Below are 20,740 nucleotides of genomic sequence, written 5' to 3'. Positions count from 1 at the left end.
GCCTTTCGCTGTTGTGCACATCGGTGGAAATATTTCATGACCCTCTTGTGTATCCAAAAATGTTATCATAAATTGGCGCCAATTCTGGTTACTATTGTTGCGGAAGTTAATAAACGATGAAAAATGCCGATGCCGTCTGGGACCTCCTTGAAGCCAAGCGCGAGCGGTTTTTCGTGCTCAGCGACCGGGTCTGGGATACGCCGGAAACCAACTACGAGGAGTTTCGCTCGTCGGCCGAGCATGCGCGCCTCCTGGAGGCCGAGGGTTTCCGCGTGTCGCGTGGCATTGCCGGCATGCCGACGGCGGTCATGGGCGAGGCGGGCGAGGGCGGACCGGTCATCGCCATTCTCGGCGAGTTCGATGCGTTGCCGGGCCTGAGCCAGGAGGCAGGTGTTGCCGAGGAACGGCCGCTCAGCGAAGGCGGCAATGGCCACGGCTGCGGCCACAACTTGCTCGGCGCCGGTTCGCTGATGGCGGCCACCGCCGTCAAGGATTACCTCGCCGCCAACGGCATCAAGGGGCGGGTCCGCTATTACGGCTGCCCGGCGGAAGAGGGCGGCTCTTCCAAGGGTTTCATGGTTCGTGCCGGCGTGTTCGACGATGTCGATATTGCGATCTCCTGGCATCCGGCGCCCTTTGCCGGTGTCAACAACCCGATCTCGCTCGCCTGCAACGAGCTCGACTTCCGCTTCAGCGGTCGGGCGTCGCATGCGTCGGCGGCACCGCATCTCGGCCGCAGCGCGCTCGATGCGCTTGAGCTGATGAATGTCGGGGTCAACTATCTGCGTGAGCACATGCCGTCGTCGGCGCGGATCCACTATGCGGTGACGGATACGGGCGGCAATGCGCCCAACGTGGTCCAGGCCCGCGCGAAGGCGCGCTATCTCGTTCGCGCCCGCAGCCTGCCGGAGCTACTTGACCTCGTCGAACGCGTCCGCAGCGTGGCGAAGGGTGCGGCGCTGATGACGGGAACGACGGTCACGGACGAGATCGTCAGCGGTGACGCCAACCTGATCGGCAACACGCCGCTCGAGGCGCTGATGCATCGCCAGCTCGAGCATCTGGGGCCGCCTCAGTTCGATGAGGACGACCGCAGGATGGCGGCAAAATTCCAGGAGACCTTTACCGGCGAGGATATCGCCTCCGCCTTCGAGCGGTTCGGCCTGAGACTGCGCCGCGGCATTTCGCTCTGCGACACGATCTTCCCGCCGGAAAACGGCGCCGGAACCCTCGTCGGCTCCACCGATGTCGGAACGGTCAGCTGGGTGGTGCCGACGGTGCAGATGCGCGGCGCAACTTACGCGATCGGCACGCCCGGCCACTCCTGGCAGCTGGTCGCGCAAGGCAAGCTTCCGGCCGCCCACAAGGGCATGGAGCATGCGGCAAAGGTGATGGCGAGCACGGCGATCGAGCTGATCCTCGATCCGGCGCTCATCGCCGCCGCCAAGGCCGACCACGCGGCACGGCTGGAGGGCACGCCCTTCGTCAATCCCATCCCTGATGATGTCGACCCGCCGATCCCCGGAGTGAGCCATGGTTAAGTCATCGGTCGACAAGCGAAGGGAGGCGCTGCGATGACTGGGCCCGGTTTCCTTGACATCATTAGCTTCGGGCCTGACGGCTGGGGGCCGGCGCTGGCGGCCGGCGCGTGGATGACGATCCTGATCGCGATCGCAGGTTTTGCGATCGGCGGCGTCATCGGCACCTTCGGTGCCTGGGCGAAAATTTCAGGTGGTCCGCTGCTTCGCTCACTTGCCGAAGCCTACACAACCATCCTGCGCGGCATTCCCGACCTGCTGGTCATCTATCTCTTCTATTTCGGCGGCAGTGCCGTGGTGACGGCCGTCGGTCAATTGTTCGGAGCGGAGGGTTTCGTCAGTTTCCCGGGCTTCATCGCTGGCGCGCTTGCGGTCGGCATCACCTCGGGCGCGCAGCAGACCGAGGTCTATCGCGGCGCCTTTCGCGCCGGGCATCCGGGCGAACTGGAGGCGGCAACCGCCTGCGGCATGGGGCGGCTGCTCAAGTTCCGTCGCATCACCGCGCCTCTGACGCTGCGTTACGCGCTGCCCGGCCTCGGCAATGTCTGGCAGGTGGTGCTGAAGGAATCGGCGCTGGTCTCGGTCACGGGCGTCGTCGAACTGCTGCGCCAGGCGCAGATCGGCGCCGGATCGACCAGCCGCCCGTTCGACTTCTTCTTCATCGCGGCGATGATCTATCTCGCGATTTCCACGGTCTCGGGCCTCGTTCTTCAGGTCACCGAACGCCGGTTCTCGCGCGGCGTCAGGAGGGGCTGATGGATATCAAATTTGCCCTCGAAACCTTCTGGAGCTTGGCGGCGGCCCTGCCGCTGACGCTTGAGCTTGCCGCCACGTCGATCGTGCTCGGCTCGGTGCTGGCCCTGGGGCTGGCGCTCGCGCGTCTGTCAGGCATTCTCGCGCTCGATCTCTTTGCCCGCGTCTATGTGTTCCTGTTTCGCGGAACGCCGCTGCTCGTGCAGATCTTCCTGATCTATTACGGTCTCAGCCAGTTTCCGGCCGTGCGCCACAGCATTTTCTGGCCGATCCTCCGTGAACCCTACTGGTGCGCGGTGCTGGCGCTGATGCTGAACACGGCCGCCTATGCCAGCGAGATCATCCGCGGCGGGCTGCTTTCGGTCCCGCACGGCCAGGTCGAGGCGGCGCGGGCCTGTGGCATGGGGCGCTTCATGATCTTCCGCCGCATCGTCATGCCGCAAGCGCTTCGCCAGGCGCTGCCCGGCTACGGCAACGAGATGATCTCCATGGTCAAGGCGACCTCGCTCGCCTCGATCATCACGCTGATGGAAATCACTGGCGTCGCCGCCAAGCTCATTTCGGAGAGCTACCGGGTGATCGAGGTCTTCGTCGTCGCGGGGGTCATCTATCTCGCCATCAACTTCGCGCTGACCCGGCTCGTCGCTTTCGCCGAACACAGGCTGAGCCCGCAACTGCGCGCGCCGCTGGCGATCTCTGCCGAACTCAAGGGAGAAGCCCATTGAACATGTCCGCCGCCGTCACCGCACCGGTTGCCATCCGCGTGCACGATCTTCACAAGAGCTTCGGCCCCGTCGAAGTCCTGAAAGGCGTGTCACTTGACGCACGCGAGGGCGAAGTGATTTCCATTCTCGGATCGTCCGGATCGGGCAAGTCGACACTGCTTCGCTGCATCAACATGCTGGAAGTACCGAATTCGGGTACGATCGAGGTCGCCGGCGAGGCGATCCGGCTGAAGACGCTGAGCGACGGGCGCAGCCGTCCGGCCGATCAGAAGCAGGTGGACCGCCTCCGCTCCGAACTCGGCATGGTGTTCCAGAGCTTCAATCTCTGGTCCCACAAGACCGTGCTCGAAAACGTCATCGAGGCGCCGGTGCATGTGCTGAAGCGCCCGCGCGCCGAGGCGATGGAAGAGGCCGAAGCGCTGCTTGCCAAGGTCGGCATCGCGGACAAGCGCAACCACTATCCCTCGCATCTCTCCGGCGGCCAGCAGCAGCGCGCCGCGATCGCCCGCGCACTCGCCATGCGCCCGAAGGCGATGCTGTTCGACGAACCGACCTCGGCGCTCGACCCGGAACTGGTGGGCGAGGTGCTGCGCGTGATGCGGGGGCTGGCCGAGGAGGGGCGGACCATGCTGGTGGTGACCCACGAGATGGGCTTTGCCCGCGACGTCTCGAGCCGCGTCGTGTTCGTGCACAAGGGAACGATCGAGGAGGAGGGGCCGCCGCACGAGGTCTTCACCCGTTCGAAGTCCGAACGCTTCCGCCAGTTCATCAAGAGTTGAGATCTGCCGCGAGCTGCAGACCGATTACCAACAACCAAACCAATCAACATCCACAAAAAGGGGAATGCTGTAATGAAAAAGATGACCGCAATCATGGCTTCGGCGCTTGCCGTTGCCGCGGGGCTGATGTCCATGCCGGCTCAGGCCGAAGACAAGAAGTGGACCAAGATCACGATCGCCACCGAAGGCGCCTTTCCGCCCTATAACCTGACGAAGGCGGACGGCACGCTCGACGGCTACGAGATCGAGCTCAGCAAATATCTCTGCGAGCATATGAAGGTCGAATGCACCATCATCGCCCAATCCTTCGACGGCCTGATCCCGGCGCTCAACGCCGGCAAGTTCGACGCGATCATGGCCGGCATGTCGGCGACCGAAAAGCGCAAGGAAGTCATCGACTTCTCGATGTCCTACGGCAGCACCGGCCAGGCCTTCGCGACGCTGAAGGGCGGCGAGCTCGAAACGCTGCCGATGAAGGGCGAACTGTTCTCGCTCGCCTCCAACGAGGCCGGCGCGCGCAAGGCGGTCGATGAATTGAAGCCGCTGGTCGAAGGCAAGACCGTCGGCGTCCAGACCGCCTCGATCGCCGCACGTTTCATCGACGAATACCTGAAGGACGTCGTCGAGGTGCGCGAGTACAAGACGACCGAGCAGCACGACCTCGATCTCGTCGCCGGCCGCGTCGATTTCGTCATGGCGTCGATGGGCTATCTGAAGACCGCGGTCGAAAAGCCGGCCAATAGCGACATGGTCATCGTCGGCCCCCGTTTCCAGGGCGGCTTCCTCGGCGCCGGCAGCTCCGTCGGTCTGCGCAAGAGCGATACCGAGCTGAAGGCGCTGTTCGACGACGCCATCGCGGCCGCCAAGGCCGACGGCACCATCAAGCGCCTGTCCGAAAAGTGGTTTGGCTTCGACCTGACGCCGCAATAAGGCGGTCCGCCACCGCTCTCAACCCAAGCGCCGCGTGTTCTCTCGAATGCGCGGCGCTTTTGCGTGGCGGCGCTAACGGTTGACTCTCATAAGTAGCGCCTTATGATAAGTCATGGCTTATGAAGGAAAAGTGCTCACTGCGCTCGCAGACCCGACGCGCCGGGCGATCTTCGAGAAACTTGCCAAGGGACGTTCCTCGGTTGCTGATGTCGCCCGGTCCCTGCCGGTCTCGCAGCCGGCGATCTCGCAGCATCTGAAGGTGCTGAAGCAGGCGGGGCTGGTCACCGACGAGCCTCAGGGCCAGAGGCGCATCTATTCGATCGATCCGGCGGGCCTCGGGCCGCTCAGGCAATGGCTGGACCGCTTCTGGGAGGATCAGTTAGCCGCCTTCAAGGCGCTGGCCGAAAGCGACGAGGCTTCGGGAACTGAGCCGAGGGAACCGGAGCGATAGGGGGCGGAAGCCCTACAGTCGACACGCCTCCGCCGCGACCACGTCAGCAACGGGAGGAAAGGATATGCATATGATCGAGCCGGCGCCGGTGCGCAAATCCGTAACCGTCAACGCTCCACCGGAGCGCGCCTTCGAGATCTTCGTCGCGCGCATGGGCGACTGGTGGCTGAAGACCCACAGCCTAACGGCGAGCGGCCAGAGGGCTGTTATCGTCGAGCCCGCCGCCGGCGGCCGTTGGTATGAGGTGGGCACCTCGGGCGAGGAAAAGGACTGGGGGCGGGGGCTCGCCTATGAGCCGCCGAAGCGGATCCTCTTCGCCTGGCAGCTCAATGCCGAATGGACCTTCGATACCGATTTCGCAACCGAGGTGGAGGTGACCTTCGAACCCACGCCGGAAGGCGGCACCACCGTGCGGCTCGAACATCGCGACCTCGCCAACTACGGCGCGAAGGCGGAGGTGGCCCGTGCTTCGCTTGATTCCGACGGTGGCTGGGCAGGGCTGCTCGCAGCGTTTGCGGCGAAGGTGGGGTGAAGTGTCGAGCCCGGTTGGTTTGGCGTCGCATCGAGGGCGGCGCGCTTCCAACCTTGTTTCGAACACAATCGCCCCGTATACACCCGGCCATCGGTATTGCTTATGAGCGCTGAAAATTCTCGCCGCTCGCAATCGCCGCGTCGCTTTAGACTTTTGACCACGGATGTACTGGCACTGGTGTAAGAGCGATGATGAGGAAGGTCGGTGCGGTTTCGCCCCGGCCTTTTTTGTTGGCCCCACTACGGAATGATGATCTTCATCTGGTCATGGGCTCCCGCTGCTTTGAGGTTCGACGCTGCGCCAAGCTGCGCACGTTCATCTGAGGTTCATGACGGGTGCCGGAAAATGACCCGACGAACAACAGTTGGACGATGCCATGAAAAGAATAGGTGCAGTACTCGTAGCCGCGGCTACGGCACTGTCGGCGGTCTCGGCGCAGGCCGTGCCCATGTCTCCCGTTTCGGTGGGGCAGTCAGTTTCCCAGCCTGTCGAGTTGATCCACCACAAGCCAGGTCACTACGGCGGACCGCCGCACAAACGCGGGTATAACGGCTACCGTTACGGCGGCAACCGTTACAATGCAGGTCCACGATACGGCTATTACAATGGCTACGAGGGCTACCGCTACCGTCGCGACGGTTACCGTCGGCACAGTGACGGATGGTGGTATCCTCTGGCGGCATTCGGGGCAGGAGTGGTTATCGGTGGCGCGATCGCGCAGCCACCTCGCAGGGTCTATTCCAACGCGCCGTCTGCGCATGTCGAATGGTGCTATGACCGCTACCGCTCGTACAACGCCTACGACAACACTTTCCAGCCCTATTACGGGCCGCGCCAGGAATGCGTGTCGCCGTATTACTGATCAGCACGCCTGCTTGACGGTGGCCATGGGTTCGAAGCCTTGATGGCCATCGATGCCCCGTGGCCGCCTTCGTCCGCCGCCAGTTTGCCCTTTGGCAATGACGGCGGCCGAAAGCTTCGGGACGGCCGTCGTCTCCACCTTCCGACCAGTCTGGTGGGTTGCCCGATTTCGCGCGAGGAGCGGCAGGGTTGGCGGCCGAGAGCGTTGCGGCGAACCTTTATTTTGTTGGTGTCGGCCGCACCAGCGTGACGACGCGTGGCTTTGATGGCGCATCCAGCCATTCGATCCACTTGTCCCGTTCCTCGATCGTGTCGAAGAACCGCCAGAGCTTGTAATCTTCTTCGGTCGTCTGCAGCATCTCGCCGAGCGAGACGAGCTCCATCGGCAGCTCCACCTCGTTGCCGTCGTAGCGAATGAAATAGATGCCTTCGGCGGCGAGACGGACCACCTGGCCGGTGCCATAGGTGCCATCGGGATCGTCGACGGTGAAGTACATGCCGGTCAGGGTATCGAGAATCTTGTCGTTCATGGGTTTTGGATGCCAGTTCAAAGAATACGATTCATCAGACCGTCGCCCGCCGCCGGAATTAAGGCAAGCCGAAATATCGAGTGTCCACGTCTGGTGAAGAGGTCAGGCAGCGTTCCAGACGGTGCGAGACGGCAGAAGAGTTGACAAAGTGGCGGCTGACCGGAACCATCTCGTCGTCAACAGAAACAGTGCCCACAATCAAATCATGCAGATATCGATACCGCAGGAGGCTTTTCCCGCGTTGGGAACTGTCGCAAATCCCGCTGTGCTCTACGATGGGCTCAGCGCTTTTGTCTGTTATGAAGCTGCTCCGAGCGCTGGCGGCGGTAATGTCGTTCTCAAGTTCGGCGACGTTATCGATTTCCGGATTACGCCGATGAATGTCGATGGCCTGCCGGAGTGCAGGTACCCAATCCGTCCATGGGCGTTCAATGAAGTCGTGGACGGTGACGAAGCGGCCAAATGGAAAGTCCTCAATCCGCGTTTCTGGCTCATATCCTTTAACGACGTAACGATCGAGGTTCTGTTCGAGACGGTCTCGCTCGAGCTTCATGACGAGCGAGGCGGGCCGCTGCCCAGGACGCTGATGAGCGCCTTGAGATGACGGTCTGAAGACGGCAGCTTAGCCGACTCACTCTACTCCCGGCTTCTTCTCCGCCGACGACCGCCACCCTCGCCATCATCGCCCGTCACCTTGCGCTCCGGCAAAGTCACGACTGCAGAAAGCTTCGGGAAGGCGTCGACCTTGTTCGGCATCGCCATGGCGTTGACGAAGTGCTCCTGAAACTTTGATTCAAGCGCCGTCTCTATCTTCTCGATTTTGCTGACGGTTTGCTCGATCTCGCGACGGTGGCCGCGGTTAAGCAGCGCCATCAGCGCGCCGGTGCCGGCGGCGTTGCCGACGGCCTTGACCTCGTCGAGGTCGCAGTCCGGAATGAGGCCCAGGACCATCGCGTATTTCGGGTCGATGAAGGAGCCGAAGGCGCCGGCAAAGCGGATGGTGTCGACATGCTCGATATCGAGCTTCTCCATCAACAGCTTGATGCCGGCATAGAGGGCAGCTTTCGCAAGCTGGATGGCGCGGATGTCGTTCTGCGTCACGGTAATGCGCTGTTCGCCCTCGTGCAGCAGATAGGAGAAGGTGCGGCCGTTGGGGATGATGCGCGGGCTTTTCGCCGCCATCGCGCCATCGACGACGCCATCCTGCGAGATGATGCCGGAAAGGTACATCTCGGCGACGATCTCGATGATCGCCGAGCCGCAGATGCCTGTCACGCCGACGGAGGCGGCCGCCTCGGCAAAACCTTCCTCGTCCGACCACTTGTCGACGCCGATCACCCGGAAGCGCGGTTCCAGCGTTTCGGGGTCGATACGCACGCGCTCGATGGCGCCGGGGGCGGCGCGCTGGCCCGAGGAGATTTCAGCACCCTCGAAGGCTGGGCCTGTCGGTGACGAGGCGGCGACGACGCGGTCCTTGTTGCCGAGCACGATCTCGGCATTGGTGCCGACATCGACGAGCAGCATCATCTTGTCCTGGCGATAGGGACCTTCGGCGAGCGTGGCACCCGCCGCATCGGCGCCGACGTGGCCGGCGATGCAGGGCAGCATATAGAGCCGCGCGCCGCGGTTGACGTCGATGTCGATCTCGTGCGCCCAATATTGCAGCGCGCCGGAGACGGCGAGCGCAAACGGCGCCTGGCCGAGTTCCGTCGGGTCGATGCCGAGGAACAGGTGGTGCATGATCGGGTTGCCAACGAAGACCATGTCGAGAATGTCGTGGCGGTCGACCTCACCCTCGGCGCAGACCTTGCCGATGAGGCCGTTGACCGCTTCGCGCACCGCCTTGGTCATGGCTTCCCGGCCGTCCGGGTTCATCATCACATAGGAGACGCGGCTCATCAGGTCTTCGCCGAAGCGGATCTGCGGATTGGAGGCGCCAGAGGAGCCGACGATGCGGCCCGAGAGCAGCGACACCAGATGCATCGCGATGGTGGTCGAGCCGATGTCGCAGGCAACGCCATAGGCCTCGTTCTTCAGGCCCGGCCACAGGCCGACGATGAAGGGGCGGGACGAATCCATGTCGCGGTGGATGGCGGCGGTGACGGCCCAGTTGCCCTTGCGCAGGATCGTCTGGACCTGCGGGATCAGGTGCGGCGCAATCAGGAGATCCTTCCAGCCCCAGTCCTTTTCCAGCATCACCTTGAGACGGTCGAGGTCGCCGAGCGGCTTGTGCATGTCGGGCTCGTCCACCTCGACATAGCAGAGCTGGACGGCGGCATTGCGCTCGATCACCCGATCGGTCGCGGCCTTGCGCACGACCTGCGCGTTGATGACAGTGTCCTGCGGCACGTCGATGACGAGGTCGCCGAGGATCTGGGCGGAACAGGAGAGGCGGCGGCCATCGGGCAGGCCGCGGATCTTCTCGTAGCGATCTTCCTTGGCGCCCTTTTCCGAGATGTGCTCGTTGGAGGAAACGATCTTGTGTTTGGCGAAGTTACCTTCCTGCACCACGATCTGACAGCGCCCGCAGGTGGCCCGCCCGCCGCACACACTTTCAACATAGACGCCGAGCTTGCGCGCCGCATCGAGAACCGGGGTGCCCACCGGGAAGCGGCCGCGTTTGCCCGAAGGCATGAACAGCACCAGAGGTTCCTTTTGCGCGGCTTCGGTCATGTTGGTCTCGATCTCGGAAGTGCCTTCGATGCGCATGCTCTAGTCTTTCGTCAGGTCCGCTTCAACAGGTGAGCGAAGCACGGCTAAACGGTTTCAGACTGCACCGGAACGCCGCCCGATAGTTGTCCAATCCCGACATGGAAGCATCTGTTTCAAACAGTTAAGGCGTGAGGCTTGGTGGCCGGTCAGGCTACTTGCGCGATAGACGCCGGGCGTTGCTGCGCACCCGCTTGCCATAGGGCCTGAGCGCTGCGGACGCAATCGCCGTTCCGTGGCCGGAGGCCGTGCCGCCGGCCATCAGCCGCAGCGTGTTGTCGAAGGCAGCTTTCCAAAGGGCCATGTTCACGGCCATGACGCTTTCCGCTGAGGCCGCAATCTTCTCGGAGATCATGCGGTGAAGCTCGGTTACGTCGTGGGACTTGCCCGTAAGCGCCGCCATCTGCATCTCCTGCAGCCGGACGGCGATGACGAAGGGGGCTTCGAACCAGAGGGTCGCGGCGTCGAGGCGAAGGCGGCGTGTCATGGTGATCCCTTGTGCTGTGAGGTGGGGTGCCGAAGTCGGTGGTATAGCGCTCCCGTTTGTATCACCGCGAATGCGACGGGAGGAGGGCGGCGACGAGACGCGGATGGCTTCTCATGCCGTTCCCCCTCGCAAGACGTAACCTACTCGCTCGCTGCCGCACCGCCGGTGCGGGCCGCGCGACCGCCGCGGCGTCCACCGCTGGCGGCTGCCGGTGCGGCCGCAACGACGTGGCCACCGTCGGCCGGCTTGTGGTCGCGATAGGTCTTGATCCAGTGGGTGCAGTTCGGGTCGGTGCCGTTCAGAACGTTGGCGGCGCGCACGGCCTCCATTTCCTGCGGGCGGCAGGGGTTCATGATGGCCGACGTCATGCCGGCGCCGATGACCATCGGGATGAAGCCGGCATTGATGCCGTGGCGGTGCGGCAGGCCGAAGGAGATGTTGGAGAGGCCGCAGGTGGTGTTGACCTTGAGCTCCTCGCGGAGCCGCCGCAGCAGCGCGAAGACCTGCCGGCCAGCGTCGCCCAGGGCGCCGATCGGCATGACCAGCGGATCGACAACGATGTCGTGCGGCTTGATGCCGTGATCCAGGGCGCGCTCGACGATCTTCTTGGCGACGGCGAAACGCACGTCCGGGTCCATCGAGATTCCGGTTTCATCGTTGGAGATAGCCACCACCGGTACGTCGTATTTCTTGACGAGCGGGAGGATCGCCTCGAGCTTCTCCTCTTCGCCGGTGACGGAATTGACCAGCGGGCGGCCCTTGGCAACGCGCAGTGCCGCCTCGATCGCGGCGGTGACGGAACTGTCGATCGCCAGCGGTACATCGACGAGGCCCTGGACGATTTCGAGCGTCTTGACGAGCAGCGGCGGCTCGGTCTCGTTCGGGTTGACGGCGGTGACGCCGGCGTTAACGTCGAGCATCGTCGCGCCCGCTGCCACCTGCTCCAGCGCATCCTTGATCACCGTGTCGAAGTTGCCCTCGATCATTTCGGCGGCGAGTTTCTTGCGGCCGGTCGGGTTGATGCGTTCGCCGATGACGCAGAACGGCTGGTCGAAGCCGATGATGATCTCGCGGGTGGCGGAAGCGACGATGGTCCGGGTCATGCAGGGTCCTTTGTCAATTGGCGTCGGGCTATGTAATCACGCCCAGGAAGTCGATGATAGGCGCCTTCTGATAGGCGCCGGTTTTGTCTGCGGTCTGGTCAGTGCGGATGATGGGCTGCGGCTTCGGCCATCTCCTGCTGGTTTTCTTCCTTGCCTTCGCGAATATGCTCCAGCCGCTCGGCAACGAGCGCATCCTCAGGCAGCGTCTCGTGCTTCCAGGGCCGGCGGCCCTTCAGCACGCCCGATTCATGCACGATCTCTGCGACATATTCTTCCTGGCGATAGGCCATCACGTGGATGCCGGAGACACCTTCGATCTCCTTCACCTCGTTGATGATGTCGATGCAGAGCTGCTTGCCTTCCTTCTTCTGGTCCTGCGCGCCTTCCAGGCGGGTAATGACGCTGTCGGGGATATGGATGCCCGGAACGTTGGAGCGGATCCAGCGGGCGGTCTTGGCCGATGCCATCGGCCCGACGCCGACGAGGATATAGCACTTCTCGTGCAAGCCGAGGTCGCGCACCTTCTTCATGTATTCGCGGAACATCGGCACGTCGAAGCAGTACTGGCTCTGCACGAACTGCGCGCCGGCCTCGATCTTCTTGGCGAGACGATAGGGGCGGAAATCGTAAGGCGGGGCGAAGGGGTTGATGGCGGCGCCGAGGAACACCTGCGGCGGCGTCGTCAGCTTGCGGCCGGAAAGGAACTTCGAGTTGTCGCGCATGATGCGCACGGTTTCGAGCAGCGACATGCAGTCGAGGTCGAAGACCGGCTTTGCGCCCGGCTGGTCGCCGGCCTGCACGCCGTCGCCGGTCAGGCACATGATGTTCTGCACGCCCATGGCCGAAGCGCCGAGCACGTCGCCCTGGATGGCGATGCGATTCTTGTCGCGGCAGGCGATCTGCATGATCGGCGCATAGCCCATGCGGGTCAAAAGCGCGCAGATGCCGACCGAGGACATGTGGCAGTTGGCGCCGGATGCATCCACCGCGTTGATGCCGTCGACCCAGCCGTCGAAGACCGCGGCGCGTTCGTAGACGTCCTGCGGGTTGGCGCTGTCGGGCGGGTTGAGCTCGGCGGTGACGGCAAATTCGCCGCGACGCAGAACACGCTCCAGACGGCCGCGGGAGGAATGGCCGGGCAGGGGCTCAAGCGGCGCGCCGGGATCGAAGGGATTGATATCGGGGCTCATGCCTGGCCTTCCTTGGATGCCGCTTCACGCTGCGCTGCGGCTTCCGCCGTCACGCGCAGCCAGGACGAAGTTTCGCGCAGCGACTGGTTGACCGGCTTTTGCACGTTCATGATCGCATTGCCCTTCTCCATGTTCTGCGAGCCCTTCCAGGCCTGCACCCAGACGCAGGGCATATCCGGCTCGACCTCGCAATTGCCGTTGGCGCGCACGCCGCCGCAGGGGCCATTGCGCAGCTGCTTCGGACAGTTCATCGGGCAGGACATGCCAGTTGAAGACAGCGCGCACTGGCCGCACATGCGACAGTCGAAGAGGAAACCCTTGACGTGACGCTCGACGAAGGTGATCGGTCGCTCGACCCGGCCGTAGCCGAGGGCGTTCCAGAGCGGATGCAAGAGCAGGAATACATCGGCGAAGCGGTTGTAGAACCACTCGAGGAAACGGGAGTTGCGCACGGCCCAGAGGCGAACCGTATATTTGTGGCGCGACCGGCGGCTCGGAGAAACCCCGGTCGGGGTATAGGCGCCTGTCGCAGCCTTTGCCCCAGGTGCTGCGTTGCCCTTCATGATCTTCGGTTCGCCTGCGGGCTTGGCGTCAGCCATTGTCACGGCCTCCGGCTTTGACGAGCGCCACGAGGCGTTCGCGGTCATAGGCGGCTTCAAGCTCGGCGGCAGCGCCGTCGGCTTCCGCTTCCAGATCGTCGGACACCGGCACCGGATCGGCCTTGCGCCATTCGGCGAGATAATCGTCGGTTTCGGCGGCACCGGTGCGCATCGCGCACATGTCGATCGCCTCGGTGAAACGCAGCGACAGCTCGCGCTTCGCCGTCGTGCGGCCCTTCTTGATGATGACCTGGGCCGGAATGTCGCGCCAGTAGACGATAATGCGATCTGCCATCGGGTGTCGTTCTCCTCCCCTGCATGTTTCCTTTAATCGGAGCCGATTAAGGATCAAAAACATGCAGCACTCTAAAGCGCTACAGCGACCTTTGCGCGCCTGATACGACGCGCAGCGCTGTAGGTGCGACAATGCGCATGTACAGGCGTCCGGGCTCATCTCGCCACGACGTCGGATATGTCCAAAAACGACGCTGGGCGACGAGCCGCCGCGGGCGCGCTTCACGGGACGCGCGAGCGTCGGTCGAGCGGCCGGGCGTGTCAATGCCGTTCGGAGCGGATTGCCCACAGTTTCAGGCTTTTAGCGCGCATGTGACAGGAACGTTAACCCTTTGCACCGCTTACCAGATACGACGTGTGAGCCCATTCCACACCCAGGCCCAGATTGGCGGGTGAAACCATTGCCGTGACGGACCTGCGACATCGACGGGCCGCAGTTTTCCGTCAAGCGCATCTGTGACTGCGGCAATCGCAATATCGGTGGAAGCAGCCGTCTGCAGCAGCGGATAGGTGTGCATCGTGTCGCTTTGGCTCGGCCTTTGGCGTGACTGGTAGAGTACGCCGCCGGTGTCGACGCCGGCATCGACCAGATGCACGGTCGCGCCGAAGTTCTCCGCATCGTCGTTGACCAGCGCCCAGTAGCCGCCCATCAGGCCGCGATAGGTGGGGTTGATGCCGGCATGGAAATTGAGGACCGGGCAGGGGATCGCGGCAAGCGTTTCGGCCTTCAGCAAGCGGCAGCTGATGAGGAAGATGACGCCGGGTTTCAGCGCGCGGATTTGCTTGATGGCGTCGGCGTCGTTGATCGAAGCCACGGATTTGATCGGGATCGACGAATCGAGTTTTCCCGAGACCTTGTAGGTGGCGAAGATTTCTTCCGCGCGGCTACGGGTAAAACGCTTGCCGAAGCGCGAGGCGATCATGGTGGCAAGCTGCCCGAGCGCCATCGGCCAGCCGAGCTTGCGGGCGCGGCGACGCAGGAACAGGCCCTTGGATTCCGGCTGTTCCTCGATGACGGTCACATCGGAAAAGCGGCCAGCGAGCGCGTTGATCATGATCCACGGGTTCTCACCGCCCGCCGTGACCACGACGATAGGGCCGGGGCGCTTGCCGGCGGCTTGATTCGGACTGGCGATTTCGGTCATGGCGGCCCCATGCGTGAACAGGGCCAAGATATGCAGGCTCGCCCGTTACCGGCGGCTTAACTGGTTCCAGTACCATTCGGCCACACCGCCGCCGAGCACGACCAATGCCACGGACTCGAGCAGCGCTACGTCTTCCGTCAGGTTGCAGACCGCACCGATCAGCAGAGCCAGAAGCAGGCCGGCCGCACATCCAAGCGCATAGGGCAGATATTCGAGGAATTTCACTGCTGTCTCCTCCGACAGGCGTGGCGATCTTCTTCAACATAGCCTCACGGCAAGGGCGCCGCGCTGCTGATGGTTCGCCGCATGGTTGCCGATGGCTATGAGATCACCTTGACTCCCTCCATTGCCTTGTCAAGCTGCGCTTGGCAGGAAAGCCTGAATTCGTTCCGCCGGCAACGCACCCAGCCATCCAGGACGATGAAGCAATGGGCGACATTCAATCCAGACGCATGATCCTCGACTTCTTGAGGCAGCACACCTTGGCCGTGATCGCGACCTGCGGCCGGGATGGCAGGCCTGAAGCGGCGGCTATCGATTTCTCGGTGCGAGACGACCTGGAAATCGTGTTCGACACGTTCGAACATACCCGCAAGTTCGCAAACCTCTTGGAGCAGAGCCGCATCGCGCTCGTCATCGGCTGGGACAACAACATCACCGTTCAATATGAGGGCGACGCGACGAAGGTCTCCGCCGATGATCTCGAGCGATACCAGGAAGCGCATGTGAAAAGCGTTCCGGCCGAAAGAGAGTTTGTCGAGAAGGGTGCCGTGGTGTTCCGGGTCGAACCGCGCTGGATTCGCTACTCCGATTACAGCAAGACTCCTCCCGACGTGATCGAGCTCGGCTTCTGAAGTTTGGACCTTGCCGTCATGAAGCCGCGGTGATGCGGCGGTGAATACCGCCGAGACTTTCCTTGAACCGCTCGAACGTCCCGTGCTCCGTCAGCTCTCGCAGCACCTGTTCGTTGATGCCGCCGCGTGTCGCGTAATCCTCGGCGAGATGCGCGAAGCTGGCATCCGGTGTCGTTGCCGGTGCCTGACCCAAAGCCCCAAACAGCGAGGCCACATAGTCGCGGCCCTTGGCGTCCTCCACGCCGTTGTCTTTCAGCCAGCCATGGATCGTTTCGAGATATTTGAAGTAGCTGGCATAGGTGGCCGTCGCCACGCTCAGCACATCGAACTCGCTCTCGCTTTCAACCTCGATCGCCTTGCCGAGCCTGCCGAAAAACGCTGCCATTTCCGGATCCGGCGGGAAAATGATCGTCGGCCCCTGGCGGATCGCGATCATCGGCATCGGCAATGCCTTGGTCACCCGCTTCACCGGGCCGACCATGGCGGCGATCTCATTGCAGGAGAAGGTCGCGATCAGGCTGACGACATGGTGATCCGGCCGGAAGCGCAACAGCGGCAGCACTTCGCGGGCGATCTGTGGCCGGACGGCAAGCATGACCGTGTCGCAATCGTCCAGGACCGCCTGATTGTCGGCCGCCACCCGCACATCGGGAAACCGCGCGGCAAGGCCCGCCGCGATCTCTTCGTTGCGTGGCGACAGCACGACCGGCGTGGTTTCGCCCGGAAGCGATTTGAGCCCGGTGACGATCGCAGACGAGAGTGCGCCGGTGCCGATGAAGCCGAGTTTCATGAGAAGTCCTGTCGCTTGGTGATTTCAGCAGATCCGTGAAACTGCCGGGTGCCGCATGCACGGGTCCTGGTTTGTGGTTCGCGGAACAATAATACCAAAGGCGCTGGCGACAAGCGGTCGCGACAGCGTCGCCCACAGGGTAGCGGGACGCATTTCAACAACGGAGTTGAGGTTGCCACACCCTGTCGCCGCCTGCGGGGAGAGGGGACGTGGACAGTGAAGTCGCCGAACAGGGCGGCGATCCTGTGAGACCAAGGGGTGTTGGGCGCGAGCGGGTGCCGCGGGTTTCCTTCCGAGATCTAGCGGCCGAGATCTAGCGGAAGTCCGCGGCTGTGAGGATATAGATTGTCCGGCGCCCGTTGGCATAGGCTGCCCTTGCGACTTCGTAGATCGAGTTGCGTGCGGCGTCGAATGCCTGGAGGCAGGCCGCCTCGGTCGTCCGGGTGGGCGCGCCACGGGCCAGAGCCGCCGCCTCGACATAGAAGGGCACTTCGAACATGCCGTCGTGGCCAAGGAAGCGAACGGCGTTCCTCGCACCATCGAAGCTTCGGGATTGGTTTGGGAAGCTCAGTGGCATGGTGTGATCCTTTTAGCGGTAAGCCAAGTTGGCCAGCGGTGGGTCGGCCGGGTAGACGCGTGAAGACGTGCATTCATCTTCGCGCCGCGCCATCACAAGATCCGCCCGAAGAGGATTGTGGTAACGACGACGGCGATCGCGAGCGAAAGGGCAATCCAGGCAAGCAGACCGCGATAGTCGAAGAGATAGATCTGAGCCGGTATGTGGTACTTCATGATCGCCTCCTGTGGCTGATCTGTTCGGACCGCTTGGCTTGGTGTTTACAAGATGTGTGCAGTTCTGAACGCCCGTTCGGCCCGTGCGATCGCGTCGTTGCCGGCATTGACGAGTTCGAGATTGCCTTCATCGGTTACCCGCTCATGGCATTCGCCGTTGCTGCGTATGCGGTACTGGAGCGCATTGTCGCGGATCGGCAGCGTCGCGGTAATGCGATATGTTTCTCCGACAATTGACTCCCTCGTCAGCGCCCCTCTGGAGCGAACGAGCTGGCCAACGTGAAAACGGTGGACAGGCGACTGGGCGCGCGGACTGCGGATGATGCGTTTGGTGAACGTTAGCGTGTTCATGATGGTCTCAGTCCTCTAAAAATGTGCTTGGGCACGGTCGGCCGGACAGCTGCTCAAAGATGGCTTGGCGCGGGCGAACAGATGTCCCGAAGCGAGATGTGCTTCGAGACGAAGCGTTGGCCCAAGCACTGGAACCGAAGCTTGCGTATCTGTCGAAAATTTAGGAGATCGGGGCGGTTCGAAGTTCTGATACCGCGAAAGCCACATCGGCCAAATCTACTTGGCTTAATATAGCGCGTCGATTGAGTTTCAATTGAGGCGGTTGTGTCTGCTGGCGGGGATGCGCGCGCCTGTTGGCGGGCTTGCCGGAGGTTCTCCGGATGTCGGGGCTCATCAACCGTCACTCCCTCACGGTTTTCCGTTGTCCGCTCGATAAAGCCCCGCGTCAATTGCCGATGTGGTAAGCTCATCGTTTGGAATTGGAGACTGCGATCGAAGGGGCCCTGAACCGAACGGCTGCCGACACCTTGCAAAAGGCGCTTGCACGTTTCCTTACTCAAGCCTGATGACGCCCGGCCGCGATGATCTCATTCGAAGAAGGAGAGGCGCAATGTCCTCCCGTTTGGTCTTCTGCCTGCTTCTGTTTGCCCTGTCGGTTGTCCTTGTCTGGGCCTTCAGACCGCCTCAGGGCAACGCCGATGGTCGCTCAGCCATGCCGCATCTGGCGGATCAGGGCCAGGTCGTGAACCCCGATTGTGGACTGGGCTGAACCATGGCAACGCTACGGTACGGTCTCAAGGTCGAAGCCAACAATGTCTGGGCGGTGGTCGATGTCTTCACCGGGCAGCCGGTCGTTCTTCACGGCTCTCTGCTGTCGAACTTGCCGCGCGATGAAGCGGATGATCTTCTGGATATTCTCAATCTCAAAGACGGCATACGCAGGGGCACGATAAAGGTTCCGCCCCGCCCGCCGGAAGATGAGAGCTAGTTCCGCCGCACCAAGGCAGCCGCCACGGCGGTTGACGTTGTCGGTCAAGGTTCCGCTCTTGTCCGAGCCGATAGACGCCTCCAACTTCGCGTTCGTGGAACCGCAATCGAAGCGACACGTTTGCATGTGTTAGACTTCGGGGCACTACTGGCATTCCGCCGGCATCCCCGATGGGAAAAATCATGAAAACCTTTCTGATCGCATTGGGCGTGGCTGCCGCTACGTCATGGACGGCCTTTGCCGCAGAACCAGGCAAGATGGTCGACACGAAGATGGGCAAGGTCATGGCCACGGATACAGGCATGACCCTCTACACGTTCGACAAGGACACCAAGGGCAAGTCGAACTGCGACGCCGATTGCCTGAAGAAATGGCCGGCCTTCCACGCCGCAGCGAATGCAAAGGCAGATGGCGAGTGGTCGTTGGTCAAGGACACCGCCGGCAAGCAGATGTGGGCCTACGACGGAAAGCCGCTTTACACCTATGCCGAAGACACGAAGGCTGGCGACGTCAAGGGTGACGGCGTCAACGGCGTCTGGCACCGCGCCAAATAACACCCCAAACGACGGCGGGCGGCTTTATGGCCGCCCGCCTCTGGGCGCCGGAACGAAGGCACATCTGGCGCGTTACATCCTACGTTGGAGTACAGCAAAAAATAGCATCGTCCATCATCTTGATCGACGATAACCAGGGTACTCCCAGGAGACCCAAATGGATATCACCACACTACTCATCATCGTTCTCATCGTTCTCTTGCTCGGCGGCGGCGGCTGGTACGGTCGCGGTCGCTGGTATTGAGCCATTCGTCTACGGACGGACACGTAGGCCCTTTCTGAATGGATCGGGTTGTCCGAGGGAGACCTAGCAAGGCGGGCAATTGCCCGACATTGCGTCGTATGAGTTCGTGAGCGAGCCACGTTGCGGTCACTCAAATCTCTAGCCTCGTCGGACCTGCGCCGGCAGTCCATCGGATGCCGGCCTAGGCTCGTCGTCTGCTCGATCCGGCGAGTGTGTCGTCTGTGAAAAGGTGCCCCTGGAGGAGGCGGATCGGGCAATGTCAGATTCTCGCAGATGGATAGGGCCTGTTCTCGGTACGGGCGCGCTTGCCCTGCTGGTGATCGGTTGCGCCCTGGTCCTCTGGCCCTTCCTGTCGGCTTTGTTGTGGGCTGCGGTGATCTGTTTCTCGACCTGGCCGCTCTACCGCCAATGCGAACGTGCCGTCGGAGGATATCGCCCAGCTGCCGCGGCGATAATGACGATGCTGGTCGTCTTTGTCTTGGCAGCACCCCTTGCGTTCCTTGTGACCGCGCTCGTGGACGATATAAAGACTGTTGCCGAAGCGATTGCGCACGTCCTGGAAGAGGGGCCGTCGGTGCCGCCCAACTGGGTCAAGGGCCTGCCGATCATTGGCGAAGGCGTTGCGGCCTACTGGGAGAACCTCGCTCATGACGCCCCAGCGTTCATAGCTGAACTCAAGAAACTGACGGGACCCGTCACCGATATGGCGCTTGCAGGCGGAGCGGCCCTCGGGGCCGTCCTGCTTGAGCTCGCACTCAGCATATTCATCACCTTCTTTTTGTTCCTGCATGGTCGCCGTATGATCGGCTTCATGCGCCAGATCAGCGAGCGCGTTGCCGGTCCCCGCGCCAAGAGATTGCTGATGGTCATCGGTATGACCGTGAAGGGTGTCGTCTACGGCATGATCGGAACTGCCCTTGCGCAGGGCTTGCTGGCCGGCACCGGGTTCTGGATCGCCGGTGTGCCCCAACCGATATTGTTGGGCGGCCTGACCTTTGCACTGTCATTCGTGCCGGGAGGCCCGCCGTTTCTCTGGGTACCGATGGCGCTTTGGTTGCTGTTGCAAGGTTCCATGGGCTGGGCGATCTTCGTCGCCGTCTGGGGGCTCCTGCTCGTCAGCAGCATTGACAACTTTCTTCGGCCGTATCTGCTCAACCAAAACAGCAACCTGCCGGTGTTGCTCGGCTTGTTTGGACTCGTCGGCGGAGTGCTTGCCTTTGGGCTGATCGGGCTCTTTCTTGGACCCACCCTGTTGGCGGTCGCTTACAACTTGTTTCTCGAGTGGGTCGCAGCCGAGCTCGAAGAACGGGCGCAAACAGTGTCCCCTTCCGGCGTGCCCGAGGATACGAGAACCACGGCAAGAAACTGAGCTCCGATCAATGGAACGTTCCAGGTGTTGCGGCGCGATCAAACGCCATGCCGCCACCCTGATTTTCCCCATCGGTCCAATTCTTCAGACGAAAAAGGCGAGGTGAGCATTTGCGGTCTGATTGACGACCTTGGTGGCGATGGCGATCGCGGTCAGGGCAATGTCCGTCGCCTGCTCTTCGTCGAGCGTCGCGTCTGAAGCAGCTTGGCGGGGGATGCCGCTAATTCCGGCG

The 20,740-nt window shown here is 62.4% G+C and carries 27 protein-coding genes; 13 read left to right on the top strand and 14 right to left on the bottom strand.

From position 1 onward, the window contains the following. Positions 1–116 precede the first annotated feature (116 nt). From IB265_RS08950 to IB265_RS08915, 8 genes are all read left to right on the top strand, one after another. Entirely contained in the window at positions 117–1,541 is a 1,425-nt protein-coding gene (locus tag IB265_RS08950) for a M20 family metallopeptidase (RefSeq protein ID WP_093234636.1), read from the top strand. A 33-nt stretch (positions 1,542–1,574) separates the two neighbouring features. Then, positions 1,575–2,294, top strand: a complete 720-nt coding sequence (locus IB265_RS08945) for an ABC transporter permease (RefSeq protein WP_192494757.1) — start codon at positions 1,575–1,577, stop codon at positions 2,292–2,294. Then, positions 2,294–3,016 (top strand): ABC transporter permease, encoded by a 723-nt coding sequence (locus IB265_RS08940; RefSeq protein WP_113737617.1) that lies wholly within the window; start codon positions 2,294–2,296, stop codon positions 3,014–3,016. The genes IB265_RS08945 and IB265_RS08940 overlap by 1 nt, the downstream gene beginning before the upstream one ends. A 2-nt stretch (positions 3,017–3,018) precedes the next feature. Next, the gene (locus IB265_RS08935; protein WP_113737618.1) at positions 3,019–3,795 is read left to right on the top strand and encodes an ABC transporter ATP-binding protein; all 777 of its coding nucleotides are present in this window, start codon (positions 3,019–3,021) and stop codon (positions 3,793–3,795) included. A 72-nt stretch (positions 3,796–3,867) separates the two neighbouring features. Beyond that, positions 3,868–4,725 (top strand): transporter substrate-binding domain-containing protein, encoded by an 858-nt coding sequence (locus IB265_RS08930; protein ID WP_113737619.1) that lies wholly within the window; start codon positions 3,868–3,870, stop codon positions 4,723–4,725. Between the two features lie 112 nt (positions 4,726–4,837). Then, positions 4,838–5,176 carry a helix-turn-helix transcriptional regulator gene (locus IB265_RS08925; RefSeq protein ID WP_113737620.1) on the top strand — a complete coding sequence of 113 codons (339 nt, stop codon included), beginning with the start codon at positions 4,838–4,840 and terminating at the stop codon, positions 5,174–5,176. Between the two features lie 64 nt (positions 5,177–5,240). Then, positions 5,241–5,708 carry an SRPBCC family protein gene (locus IB265_RS08920; protein WP_192494756.1) on the top strand — a complete coding sequence of 156 codons (468 nt, stop codon included), beginning with the start codon at positions 5,241–5,243 and terminating at the stop codon, positions 5,706–5,708. Between the two features lie 376 nt (positions 5,709–6,084). Continuing rightward, on the top strand, positions 6,085–6,570 hold the full coding sequence (locus IB265_RS08915; protein ID WP_065376572.1) for a BA14K family protein: 486 nt from the start codon (positions 6,085–6,087) through the stop codon (positions 6,568–6,570). A 217-nt stretch (positions 6,571–6,787) separates the two neighbouring features. Here IB265_RS08915 and IB265_RS08910 read toward each other — a convergent pair whose 3' ends face one another. Then, positions 6,788–7,099 carry a hypothetical protein gene (locus IB265_RS08910; RefSeq protein WP_057254099.1) on the bottom strand — a complete coding sequence of 104 codons (312 nt, stop codon included), beginning with the start codon at positions 7,097–7,099 and terminating at the stop codon, positions 6,788–6,790. A 148-nt stretch (positions 7,100–7,247) separates the two neighbouring features. On the opposite strand from IB265_RS08910, the gene IB265_RS08905 reads away from it, so the two are divergent. Beyond that, complete coding sequence (locus IB265_RS08905) at positions 7,248–7,703, top strand: hypothetical protein (RefSeq protein WP_245299211.1); 456 nt, start codon at positions 7,248–7,250, stop codon at positions 7,701–7,703. A gap of 32 nt (positions 7,704–7,735) precedes the next feature. Here the strand turns inward: IB265_RS08905 and IB265_RS08900 are convergent, their stop codons facing one another. From IB265_RS08900 to IB265_RS08865, 8 genes are all read right to left on the bottom strand, one after another. Beyond that, positions 7,736–9,808 carry an ASKHA domain-containing protein gene (locus IB265_RS08900; RefSeq protein ID WP_058323480.1) on the bottom strand — a complete coding sequence of 691 codons (2,073 nt, stop codon included), beginning with the start codon at positions 9,806–9,808 and terminating at the stop codon, positions 7,736–7,738. 154 nt (positions 9,809–9,962) lie between these two features. Beyond that, positions 9,963–10,295: a hypothetical protein gene (locus IB265_RS08895; RefSeq protein WP_057254103.1), complete on the bottom strand. Its 333-nt coding sequence runs from the start codon at positions 10,293–10,295 to the stop codon at positions 9,963–9,965. A 140-nt stretch (positions 10,296–10,435) separates the two neighbouring features. Next, complete coding sequence (locus IB265_RS08890; protein ID WP_093234631.1) at positions 10,436–11,398, bottom strand: methyltetrahydrofolate cobalamin methyltransferase; 963 nt, start codon at positions 11,396–11,398, stop codon at positions 10,436–10,438. Between the two features lie 98 nt (positions 11,399–11,496). Then, positions 11,497–12,588 (bottom strand): methylenetetrahydrofolate reductase, encoded by a 1,092-nt coding sequence (locus tag IB265_RS08885; RefSeq protein ID WP_057254108.1) that lies wholly within the window; start codon positions 12,586–12,588, stop codon positions 11,497–11,499. Next, on the bottom strand, positions 12,585–13,187 hold the full coding sequence (locus IB265_RS08880) for a methylenetetrahydrofolate reductase C-terminal domain-containing protein (RefSeq protein ID WP_093234630.1): 603 nt from the start codon (positions 13,185–13,187) through the stop codon (positions 12,585–12,587). The genes IB265_RS08885 and IB265_RS08880 overlap by 4 nt, the downstream gene beginning before the upstream one ends. Continuing rightward, positions 13,180–13,482: a virulence factor gene (locus tag IB265_RS08875; protein WP_113737622.1), complete on the bottom strand. Its 303-nt coding sequence runs from the start codon at positions 13,480–13,482 to the stop codon at positions 13,180–13,182. The genes IB265_RS08880 and IB265_RS08875 overlap by 8 nt, the downstream gene beginning before the upstream one ends. Positions 13,483–13,822: 340 nt before the next feature. Further along, positions 13,823–14,626, bottom strand: a complete 804-nt coding sequence (locus IB265_RS08870; RefSeq protein ID WP_058327067.1) for a formyl transferase — start codon at positions 14,624–14,626, stop codon at positions 13,823–13,825. Positions 14,627–14,671: 45 nt separating this feature from the next. Then, positions 14,672–14,851 carry a hypothetical protein gene (locus tag IB265_RS08865; RefSeq protein WP_058327025.1) on the bottom strand — a complete coding sequence of 60 codons (180 nt, stop codon included), beginning with the start codon at positions 14,849–14,851 and terminating at the stop codon, positions 14,672–14,674. Positions 14,852–15,054: 203 nt separating this feature from the next. On the opposite strand from IB265_RS08865, the gene IB265_RS08860 reads away from it, so the two are divergent. Next, complete coding sequence (locus tag IB265_RS08860; protein WP_058323485.1) at positions 15,055–15,480, top strand: pyridoxamine 5'-phosphate oxidase family protein; 426 nt, start codon at positions 15,055–15,057, stop codon at positions 15,478–15,480. Between the two features lie 16 nt (positions 15,481–15,496). Here the strand turns inward: IB265_RS08860 and IB265_RS08855 are convergent, their stop codons facing one another. From IB265_RS08855 to IB265_RS08845, 4 genes are all read right to left on the bottom strand, one after another. Further along, positions 15,497–16,270 carry a pyrroline-5-carboxylate reductase gene (locus tag IB265_RS08855; RefSeq protein WP_058323486.1) on the bottom strand — a complete coding sequence of 258 codons (774 nt, stop codon included), beginning with the start codon at positions 16,268–16,270 and terminating at the stop codon, positions 15,497–15,499. A gap of 313 nt (positions 16,271–16,583) precedes the next feature. Next, positions 16,584–16,847 (bottom strand): DUF1488 domain-containing protein, encoded by a 264-nt coding sequence (locus IB265_RS08850; RefSeq protein ID WP_057254121.1) that lies wholly within the window; start codon positions 16,845–16,847, stop codon positions 16,584–16,586. Between the two features lie 92 nt (positions 16,848–16,939). Then, the gene (locus IB265_RS37315; RefSeq protein ID WP_093234627.1) at positions 16,940–17,062 is read right to left on the bottom strand and encodes a hypothetical protein; all 123 of its coding nucleotides are present in this window, start codon (positions 17,060–17,062) and stop codon (positions 16,940–16,942) included. A gap of 45 nt (positions 17,063–17,107) precedes the next feature. After that, a complete protein-coding gene (locus IB265_RS08845; protein ID WP_113737623.1) occupies positions 17,108–17,413 on the bottom strand; it encodes a hypothetical protein in 306 nt (101 codons plus the stop codon). 550 nt (positions 17,414–17,963) lie between these two features. On the opposite strand from IB265_RS08845, the gene IB265_RS08840 reads away from it, so the two are divergent. Next, a complete protein-coding gene (locus IB265_RS08840; RefSeq protein WP_162771004.1) occupies positions 17,964–18,122 on the top strand; it encodes a hypothetical protein in 159 nt (52 codons plus the stop codon). 12 nt (positions 18,123–18,134) lie between these two features. On the opposite strand, the gene IB265_RS08835 is transcribed toward IB265_RS08840, so the two are convergent. Continuing rightward, positions 18,135–18,389: a hypothetical protein gene (locus tag IB265_RS08835; RefSeq protein WP_143032969.1), complete on the bottom strand. Its 255-nt coding sequence runs from the start codon at positions 18,387–18,389 to the stop codon at positions 18,135–18,137. A 134-nt stretch (positions 18,390–18,523) separates the two neighbouring features. Between IB265_RS08835 and IB265_RS08830 the strand changes: the two genes are divergently transcribed. Both IB265_RS08830 and IB265_RS08825 read left to right on the top strand, forming a co-directional pair. Then, entirely contained in the window at positions 18,524–18,895 is a 372-nt protein-coding gene (locus IB265_RS08830; protein ID WP_057254125.1) for a hypothetical protein, read from the top strand. Positions 18,896–19,395: 500 nt separating this feature from the next. Next, positions 19,396–20,508, top strand: a complete 1,113-nt coding sequence (locus IB265_RS08825) for an AI-2E family transporter (protein WP_113737626.1) — start codon at positions 19,396–19,398, stop codon at positions 20,506–20,508. The last annotated feature ends 232 nt before the right edge of the window (positions 20,509–20,740 follow it).

Origin of the sequence: Ensifer sp. ENS10 (assembly GCF_014852025.1) — a bacterium.
GTDB lineage: Bacteria > Pseudomonadota > Alphaproteobacteria > Rhizobiales > Rhizobiaceae > Ensifer.
The sequence above is the reverse complement of the archived record's forward strand: the minus strand, read 5'-3'. Positions and strand labels throughout refer to the sequence as shown.